1 protein-coding gene is annotated in these 1,126 nt (G+C 65.5%); it reads right to left on the bottom strand.

Features of this window, described 5'->3' with window-relative positions; all coding sequences use genetic code 11:
* Positions 1–1,038 (bottom strand): IS3 family transposase (locus tag ACEWQZ_RS01725; RefSeq protein WP_476481344.1); only part of this gene is annotated, 1,038 nt, incomplete at its 3' end.
* Positions 1,039–1,126 lie beyond the last annotated feature (88 nt).

Raw genomic sequence — 1,126 nt, 5'->3', positions numbered from 1 at the left:
CGGCTGCTCTGCCTTCTCCGGGTTCAGCCAGACGGTTCCGACCGGTGACCAGTTCCGAGTATCTCCGCTCCAGCGCTGTGGGTGCTGGTCTCGTGCCGCCTGGTAGACGGCGTGCCGCTTGGCCAGGATCTCGATGTCCTGTCCAGTGTGGCGCTGGTGCGGGGTGACATAGTTGATGCCGCGATGCTTGTGCTGATGGTTGTACCAGTCGACGAACTCACGCACCCACTCGCGCGCGGCCTCGAGCGAGGCAAAGCCAGTCTTGGGGAAGTGCGGCACGTATTTGCAGGTCCTGAACAGCGATTCGACGAACGCGTTGTCGTCGCTGACCCGCGGTCGGCTGAACGAAGCGGTGATCCCGAGCTTGCCGAGCATGACCTGCACCGTCTGGCCTTTGATTGGGCTGCCGTTGTCACCGTGCAGCACCAGCGTCTTTCCGGTACAGCCCTCCTTCCAGACGGTGCGCTGGACCAGGTCGCTGGAGTGCACGGCGCTCTCGTTCTCGTGTACTTCCCAGCCCACGATCTTGCGACTGAACAGGTCCATGACCAGATACAGGAAGAAGAAGCGGCCGCGGACGGCGGCTGGCAACCAGGTGATGTCCCAGCACCAAACGGTGTTGGATGCATCGGCGCGATGCGTCGCCGGCGGCCGGGGCACTCGGGCTGGCTTGGCGCGCCCGCGATGATGCTGCTGGTTCTCGTCATTCAACACACGGTAAAAGCTCGACTCCGAGGCCAGGTAGCGGCCTTCGTCCGCCAGCTTCGGCACGATCTGGCCCGGCGGCATGGAGGCGTGTTCGGGCTCGTTGCAGGCGGCCACGATGGCCTGCCGCTCCTCCTCAGTCAGCGCATGGGACGGCAGCGGACGAGCCGCTTCCGGCCGCCGGTCGGCGCGGACACTGCCACCCGTCGTCCAGCGCTGATAGGTACGGGCCGTGATACCCAGTGCGCGGCAAGCGGGCTTCAGGCGCGCGCCGGCGGCTCGGGCCTCGTCGATCAGCTCAACAGCTTTATGGCGATCCGGGGTGCTGATCATTCGTCCTCTCCGTCCCCCCAGATCGCCCGGGCTTTTTTTGACAAGGTGAGCAAGGCCGCCGTCTCGGCCAGCGCCTTTTCCTTGCGCG

It is taken from the genome of Wenzhouxiangella sp. YN1 (assembly GCF_056324145.1).
The sequence above is the reverse complement of the archived record's forward strand: the minus strand, read 5'-3'. Positions and strand labels throughout refer to the sequence as shown.